Source organism: Thermoflexus sp. (genome assembly GCF_042408365.1).
Taxonomy (GTDB): domain Bacteria; phylum Chloroflexota; class Anaerolineae; order Thermoflexales; family Thermoflexaceae; genus Thermoflexus.
Genome location: NZ_JBHOQJ010000134.1, coordinates 1 through 6,730, shown reverse-complemented (window position 1 = coordinate 6,730; position 6,730 = coordinate 1). Strand labels below are relative to the sequence as shown.

The 6,730-nt window shown below is 64.5% G+C and carries 7 protein-coding genes; 4 read left to right on the top strand and 3 right to left on the bottom strand.

Annotation, left to right across the window (positions count from 1 at the left end):
* From ACFMO5_RS06120 to uvrA, 3 genes are all read left to right on the top strand, one after another.
* Window positions 1–942, top strand: a 942-nt coding sequence (locus ACFMO5_RS06120; protein WP_376791872.1) for an AMP-binding protein, incomplete at its 5' end; no start/stop codon positions are given.
* A 263-nt stretch (window positions 943–1,205) separates the two neighbouring features.
* On the top strand, window positions 1,206–1,742 hold the full coding sequence (tpx, locus tag ACFMO5_RS06115; protein ID WP_376791871.1) for a thiol peroxidase: 537 nt from the start codon (window positions 1,206–1,208) through the stop codon (window positions 1,740–1,742).
* Window positions 1,743–1,978: 236 nt separating this feature from the next.
* Window positions 1,979–4,885 (top strand): excinuclease ABC subunit UvrA, encoded by a 2,907-nt coding sequence (gene uvrA, locus ACFMO5_RS06110; RefSeq protein WP_376791870.1) that lies wholly within the window; start codon window positions 1,979–1,981, stop codon window positions 4,883–4,885.
* Window positions 4,886–4,966: 81 nt separating this feature from the next.
* Here uvrA and ACFMO5_RS06105 read toward each other — a convergent pair whose 3' ends face one another.
* Together ACFMO5_RS06105 and ACFMO5_RS06100 are read right to left on the bottom strand one after the other, a co-directional pair.
* Window positions 4,967–5,284, bottom strand: a complete 318-nt coding sequence (locus ACFMO5_RS06105) for a hypothetical protein (RefSeq protein WP_376791869.1) — start codon at window positions 5,282–5,284, stop codon at window positions 4,967–4,969.
* Complete coding sequence (locus ACFMO5_RS06100; protein ID WP_376791868.1) at window positions 5,281–5,508, bottom strand: hypothetical protein; 228 nt, start codon at window positions 5,506–5,508, stop codon at window positions 5,281–5,283. Before ACFMO5_RS06100 ends, ACFMO5_RS06105 begins: the two co-directional genes overlap by 4 nt.
* A 153-nt stretch (window positions 5,509–5,661) precedes the next feature.
* Here ACFMO5_RS06100 and ACFMO5_RS06095 point away from each other — a divergent pair, with 153 nt between their 5' ends.
* Complete coding sequence (locus tag ACFMO5_RS06095; protein WP_376791867.1) at window positions 5,662–6,420, top strand: HpcH/HpaI aldolase/citrate lyase family protein; 759 nt, start codon at window positions 5,662–5,664, stop codon at window positions 6,418–6,420.
* Between the two features lie 33 nt (window positions 6,421–6,453).
* Here ACFMO5_RS06095 and ACFMO5_RS06090 read toward each other — a convergent pair whose 3' ends face one another.
* Window positions 6,454–6,729, bottom strand: a complete 276-nt coding sequence (locus ACFMO5_RS06090; RefSeq protein ID WP_376791866.1) for an aldolase/citrate lyase family protein — start codon at window positions 6,727–6,729, stop codon at window positions 6,454–6,456.
* Window position 6,730: the final 1 nt, after the last annotated feature.

Genomic DNA, 6,730 nt, shown 5'->3' with positions numbered 1-6,730 from the left:
GCGCCGCTGATGCTGGGGGCCACCAGCGTGATGTATGAGGGGGCGCCGACCTATCCATACCCCGACCGCTGGTGGAGCATCGTGGAGAAATATGGGGTGACGGTGCTCTACACCACCCCCACCGCCATCCGAGGGCTAATGCGGTTCGGGGATGAGTGGCCCAACCGGCGTAACCTCTCCTCCCTGCGCTTGCTGGGCACCGTGGGGGAGCCCATTAACCCGGAGGCGTGGCGCTGGTATTACCGGGTGATCGGAAAGGAGCGTTGCCCGATCATGGACACCTGGTGGATGACGGAGACCGGCGGCTTCATGATCACCCCGATGCCCTGCGTCCCGCTGAAGCCCGGCTCGGCGACCCTGCCGTTCCCCGGCATCGCTGCGGACGTGGTGGACGAAAGCGGCAACTCTTGTCCCCCGGGCGTGGAAGGCTACCTGGTGATCCAGACGCCATGGCCTGGGATGACCCGCACCCTGTATGGGGACCCTGAGCGCTATATCAAGACGTACTGGTCCAAGTATCCCGGCTGGTTCTTCACCGGGGATTCCGCCCGCCGCGATGAGGATGGTTACTTCTATATCATCGGGCGGGTGGACGACGTGCTGAAGGTGAGCGGCTACCGATTGGGGACGGCGGAGATCGAGTCGGCGTTGGTGGCCCACCCAGCGGTGGCCGAGGCGGCGGCCATCGGCCTGCCCCACGAGGTGAAGGGCGAAGGGATCCACTGCTACGTGATCCTCAAGGCCGGCTACGCCCCCAGCGAGGAGCTGGCGGAGGAGCTGCGCCAGCACGTGGCCAAGCTGATCGGCCCCATCGCCCGGCCGGAGGCCATCCATTTCGTCGACAAGCTGCCCAAGACCCGGTCGGGGAAGATCATGCGTCGGGTGCTCCGGGCCCGCGCCCTCGGCCTCCCGGAGGGGGACCTCTCGACGCTCGAGGAGTGATCCGATCGGATACAGTCCGCGGGAAGCCTGCGCGCGGGGCGGCACCGGCCGCCCCGCTTTTTGTTGGTTCCGCCGGAGACACCTCGCCCGACGCCGCGGTAGGATCCAAGAGGGGCACGCATGGTGGATCTTTTCACAAATGAGGTTTATGAAAGTGGCAAGAACCGAACCCTCCAATTTAGAATGATTTATATCATCATAAATTCGGGCGATGTCCGATGAAGGCTTGGGATCGCCCGGACAAACCGTGCTGGAGGTGACTTATGACCGTCGAGCGTTTCGGAGCCGTCACGTTTCGCGGGAAGCCGTTGACGGTGATCGGGGAACCCTTGCGAGTTGGCGACCCAGCGCCAGATGTGGAGCTGGTGGCCCCCGATTTGACCCCGTTCCGCATTCGCAGCACCGACGGCAAGGTCCGCATCCTCAGCGTCGTCCCCTCCCTCGATACCGGGGTGTGTGATGCTCAAACCCGGCGGTTCGACCAGGAGGCGGCCCGCTTGGGAGATGAGGTGGTGCTGATCACCGTGAGCGCCGACCTGCCCTTCGCCCAGCGACGCTGGGCCGCCGAAGCCAACGCCCAGCACGTGATCCTGGCCTCGGATCACCGGGAGATGGCCTTCGGCCGCGCTTACGGCACCTATGTGAAGGAGCTGCGGTTGGAGCAGCGGGCGGTCTTTGTGCTGGATCAGGATGGCATCATCCGGTATGTGGAATACGTCCCCGAGATCGCCCAGCATCCGAACTACGATGCAGCCCTGGAGGCGGTCCGCGCCTTGATGGGCCAGCCGGAGCGTTCATAGGACATCCGCCTCGGCGAGCGCCTTTTCGGCGGTCCCCCCGGGATGGGAGGATCCCGCCACGGCCCGGCGGGAGCGGACTGGCTCCACGCCTTTCCCCTCGCCGCGCGAGCTCACCGCGCGGCGAGGGGAGTTGAGCTTTCCGCAAAAGGCCGCCACGTCCTTTTCCGCTTTGAAGGAAAGCCCCAGCCGTGCTATGCTGAAAAACTGGCCCATTCGAAGGAAGGCAGCGGTCGCTTATGGCAAAGGGGAAGATCATTGTCCGTGGTGCCCGGGAGCACAACCTCAAGAACATCACGGTGGAGATCCCGCGCGACCGGCTGGTGGTCATCACCGGCCTCTCCGGCTCCGGGAAGTCCAGCTTGGCCTTCGACACCCTCTACGCCGAGGGCCAGCGGCGCTATGTGGAATCCCTCTCGGCCTATGCCCGGCAGTTCCTGGGGCTGATGGAGAAGCCGGATGTAGACCAAATCGAGGGGCTCTCCCCGGCCATCTCCATCGATCAGCGGGGGGCCTCCCACAACCCCCGGTCCACGGTGGGAACGGTGACGGAGGTCTACGACTACCTCCGGCTGCTGTTCGCCCGCGCCGGGATCCCCCACTGCCCCCGCTGCGGACGGGAGGTCCAGAAGCAGAGCCCGGAGCAGATCGTGGAGGCCCTCCTGGCCCTCCCGGAGGGGGCGCGCATCATGATCCTGGGCCCGGTGGTCCGCGGCCGGAAGGGGCACCACGGTCCGGTCTTCGAGGAGCTGCGCCGCATGGGCTTCGTCCGCGTCCGGGTGGACGGTGTGCTCCGGGATCTGGACGAGCCCATTGAGCTGGATCGCTACAAGATCCATCACATCGAGGCGGTGGTGGACCGCCTGGTGGTGCGCCGGGATGGCTCCGATCGCGCTCGGCTCCAGGATTCGGTGGAGACAGCGCTGCGGCTAGGGGACGGGCTGGTGATCGTGCATCACGCCTCGGCCGACCCGCCGGAGGATCTGCTCTTCAGCGAGCACTTCGCGTGCCCCTATTGCAACATCAGCCTGCCGGAATTAGAGCCGCGCCTTTTCTCCTTCAACAGCCCCAAGGGCGCGTGTCCCACGTGCGAGGGGCTCGGAGTGCAGCTGGAGTTGGATCCGGACCTGCTCATCCCGAACAAGGACCTCTCCCTCGCGCAGGGGGCGATCGTGGCGTGGGGTGGGGAGGAGGACGGCGGCTATTACTGGCAGTTATTGGAGGCTGCCTGTCGGGCCTTCGGGATCCCCACCGACGTCCCCGTGCGCGCCCTTTCCCCCGAACAATTGCACCTTTTGCTCTATGGAGCGGGCGCAGAGATCCGGATCCCGGTCCGTTATCAAGCGAGGGATGGGACCTGGCGGGTCTACGAGGCCCCCTTTGAGGGAGTGATCCCCAACCTGCGACGCCGATACGAGGAGAGCACTTCGGATTACTTCCGGGCCCGGGTGGAGGGGTGGATGAGCGAGCGGCCGTGCCCCGCCTGTGGGGGGGCGCGGCTGCGTCCGGAGGCCCTGGCGGTGACCGTGGCCGGGAAGAACATCTATGAAGTCACCCGCATGTCGGTTGTTGAGGCCATGCGTTGGATCGAGGCGTTGCGGGGCGATGGAGGCCAGGAGCCGTTGCTCCCCGAACGCCAGCGCCTGATCGTCAGCCAGGTCCTGCAGGAGCTTCACAACCGCCTGCGCTTCATGGTGGACGTGGGCCTGGATTACCTCACCCTCGACCGGCCGACGGCCACGCTGTCAGGGGGCGAGGCCCAGCGCATCCGCCTGGCCACCCAGATCGGCAGCCAGCTGACCGGTGTGCTCTACGTCTTGGATGAGCCCAGCATCGGCCTTCATCCACGGGACAACGAGCGGCTCATCCGAACGCTGAAGCGGCTGCGGGATCTGGGGAACACGGTGTTGGTGGTGGAGCACGACGAAGCGATGATCCGGGCGGCCGACTGGGTGATCGACCTGGGCCCGGGAGCGGGGGAGCATGGCGGTTACGTGGTGGCCCAGGGGCCGGTGGAGGCGATCATGCGCAACCGCAAATCCCTCACCGGGGCCTATCTGGCCGGCCGGCTGACGATTCCGATCCCGGCTCGCCGGCGCCCGGGCAACGGGCGGTCCCTCATCATCCGAGGGGCCCGGGAGCACAATCTGAAGAACATCGACGTGCGCTTCCCCCTGGGTTGCTTCATCTGCGTGACGGGGGTTTCGGGGTCCGGCAAAAGCACCTTGGTGGTGGAGATCCTCTACAAGCGCCTGGCGCAGATCCTCTATGGAGCCCGCGACCCGGCTGGCGCTCACGATGCGATCGAGGGCGTCGAGTTCATTGATAAGGTGATTAATATCGATCAATCCCCCATCGGGCGGACGCCTCGTTCGAACCCGGCCACTTATACGGGGGTGTTCACCGATATCCGGGATCTCTTCGCCAGCCTCCCGGAGAGCAAGCTGCGGGGCTACGGGCCGGGCCGGTTCTCCTTCAACGTGAAGGGCGGGCGGTGCGAGGCCTGTGAGGGCCAGGGCCAGATCCAGATCGAGATGCAGTTCCTGCCCGATGTGTTCGTGACCTGTGAGGTCTGCCGTGGGGCTCGATTCAACCGGGAGACCCTCCAGATCCGCTATCGGGGGAAGAACATCGCCGATGTGCTGAACATGACCGTGGATGAGGCGTACGAGTTCTTTGAGGCGATTCCAGCGATCCGGCGCAAGCTCGAGACCCTACGGGATGTCGGGCTGGGCTACATCCGTTTGGGCCAGCCGGCGCCGACCCTCTCAGGCGGCGAGGCCCAGCGGGTCAAACTGGCCAAGGAGCTCTCCCGCCGGCCGACCGGGCACACCCTTTACATCCTCGACGAACCCACAGTGGGCTTGCATGCTGCGGATGTCCAGAAGCTGATCGACGTGTTGCAGCGTTTCGTGGATCAGGGGCATACCGTGATCGTCATCGAGCACAACTTGGATGTAATCAAAGTCGCCGATTGGATCATCGATTTGGGTCCGGAGGGGGGGGAGCGGGGAGGCTATATTGTGGCGGAGGGGACCCCCGAGCAGGTGGCTCAGGTCGATGCTTCGTATACCGGCCAGTTCCTGCGCCGCGTCCTTCGGCGAAGCGCTCCCTCCCGAAACGGGCAACGAAGGGCGCGGGGCTAAAGGGAAAGCATAGGGGGAGGCCATCGAAGATGACCTCCCCGCTTTTCCACAACATGCCGTTAGGAGACAGTGGGGTTCTCCTCAGAGGGTGAGCGGGTATCCCTGGCCGATAGGACGATAGCCCTTCTGTTCCAGGACCCAGCGCACCATGGCCCCGGCTTCTTCAAGGGTCGCCCCGAAGATGGCCGTGGAGGACTCGAGCGCCTTCTTGATTCCCTCCCGATGTTCCATGCGTCGAAGGATCTGCCCCTGAGTTCGAACCAGGCGGGCGACCTGCTCCTCCAGACGAGCCTGGGCTTCGATGAGGCGGGCGACGGCCCCCTCAAGGCGATCCACCCGTTCCTCCAGGCGGGCGAGGCGTTCCTCGCCTCGCGCATGGGCTTCCGCGAGGCGGATCATGGCATCCGTCGGAGGGCGAGAAGGGCGTCTGTTTGCTGTTGCGCCTCGACAAACCTGTGGGCAACTTCACGCACTCGCTGAAGGGATTCAACGAACAGACGCAGGAGGTTCGTCAATTCCGCTAAGGATTCCGTCCACAGGAGACGGCGCAGCGCCCCCTGCCACTCCGAATGCGCTTTCAACTGTTCCAGCAAGTCCTGAAAGTCCTCGGCGCTGAGGGGCATCCTCGACCTTTGGTCTGGATTGTAGAGGAGCTTGCCAGCCTCGTGAAAGCCCTCCTATATTAGGATAGCGTTTTGGGTGTGGAGACCGCTGAAGATGGCCTCACCTTTTGACAGGCATCTAGGCTGATCCAACCCATATGGAGGGATCCGCTCATGATTCCCAATCACACCTCGATCCGATTGCGCAATGGGGAGGCGACGATTGGAGCCTGGCTGGGCCTGGGAAGCCCTTATGCGGCGGCGTTGATGGCCCGCCTCGGCTTCGACTGGCTGGTCGTGGATACGGAGCACAGCCCCTTCGGCTACGATGCGATGGCCCAGAGCGTGATGGCCATTCTCTCCACAAGCACCACCCCGTTGGTGCGCGTGCCGTGGAACGATCCGGTCTGGATCAAGTTGGCTTTGGACACAGGCGCTCTTGGGATCGTGGTCCCCATGGTGATGAATGGGGAGGAAGCCCGACGGGCTGCGGAGGCCGCTCGCTTTCCTCCCCAAGGCGTCCGCTCGGTCGGGGCCTGGTTAGGACCCAGCCTGCATGGTGAGGATTACCTCACAGCCATCAACGGCCAGGTGATGGTGGTGGTCCAAATCGAGCATATCGCTGCGGTGGAGCGGGCGGATGAGATCTGTGCGGCGGAAGGGGTGGATGTCATCTTCATCGGGCCCAATGACCTGGCGGCCTCGATGGGGCTTCTGGGGACGAACTTCCGGGAAAACCCGGCCTGGGAGGAAGCAATCCAGACGGTCTTGAGGGCGGCCCAACGGGCCGGTCGCCCCGCTGGGATGATGTGCCTTTCGGTGGAGGAAGCCTTGTGGCGGCGGGACCAAGGATTTCGATTCCTGGCAGTGGCTTCTGATGCGCGATATCTCCAGCAAACGGCCCGCGAGATCCTCCGCCGATGGCATTCCTGACTTAAGTCCAGGAGCCGCTGGCTTCATCTCTTTTCAATTAAGCGGGTCCCGAACCCAAGTGTGGCCACTCCGTATGGTAATTTTTTCATGGTGAAGAAACCAAATTTCCTCCCTCCCCGGGGGGGGGCGGGCCCGCTGGGCCGCCCTCAGGACCGTTTGGATCGCTTCCTCCCAAGCCGGGTTTTCCCGGAAGTTCGTCCCCAGGAGCCCCATTGAGGCCGCCAGGTCATTGGGCCCGATGAAGATGACATCCACCCCTTCCGCCGCACAGATCGAGCATGTTGCCGCGGTGGAGCGGGCGGATGAGATC

Excerpts from the sequence above, each read along its gene's own strand:
- tpx (WP_376791871.1), top strand. The coding sequence starts at position 1,206 with ATGACCGTCGAGCGTTTCGGAGCCGTCACGTTTCGCGGGAAGCCGTTG.
- uvrA (WP_376791870.1), top strand. The coding sequence starts at position 1,979 with ATGGCAAAGGGGAAGATCATTGTCCGTGGTGCCCGGGAGCACAACCTC.
- ACFMO5_RS06105 (WP_376791869.1), bottom strand. The coding sequence starts at position 5,284 with ATGATCCGCCTCGCGGAAGCCCATGCGCGAGGCGAGGAACGCCTCGCC.
- ACFMO5_RS06100 (WP_376791868.1), bottom strand. The coding sequence starts at position 5,508 with ATGCCCCTCAGCGCCGAGGACTTTCAGGACTTGCTGGAACAGTTGAAA.
- ACFMO5_RS06095 (WP_376791867.1), top strand. The coding sequence starts at position 5,662 with ATGATTCCCAATCACACCTCGATCCGATTGCGCAATGGGGAGGCGACG.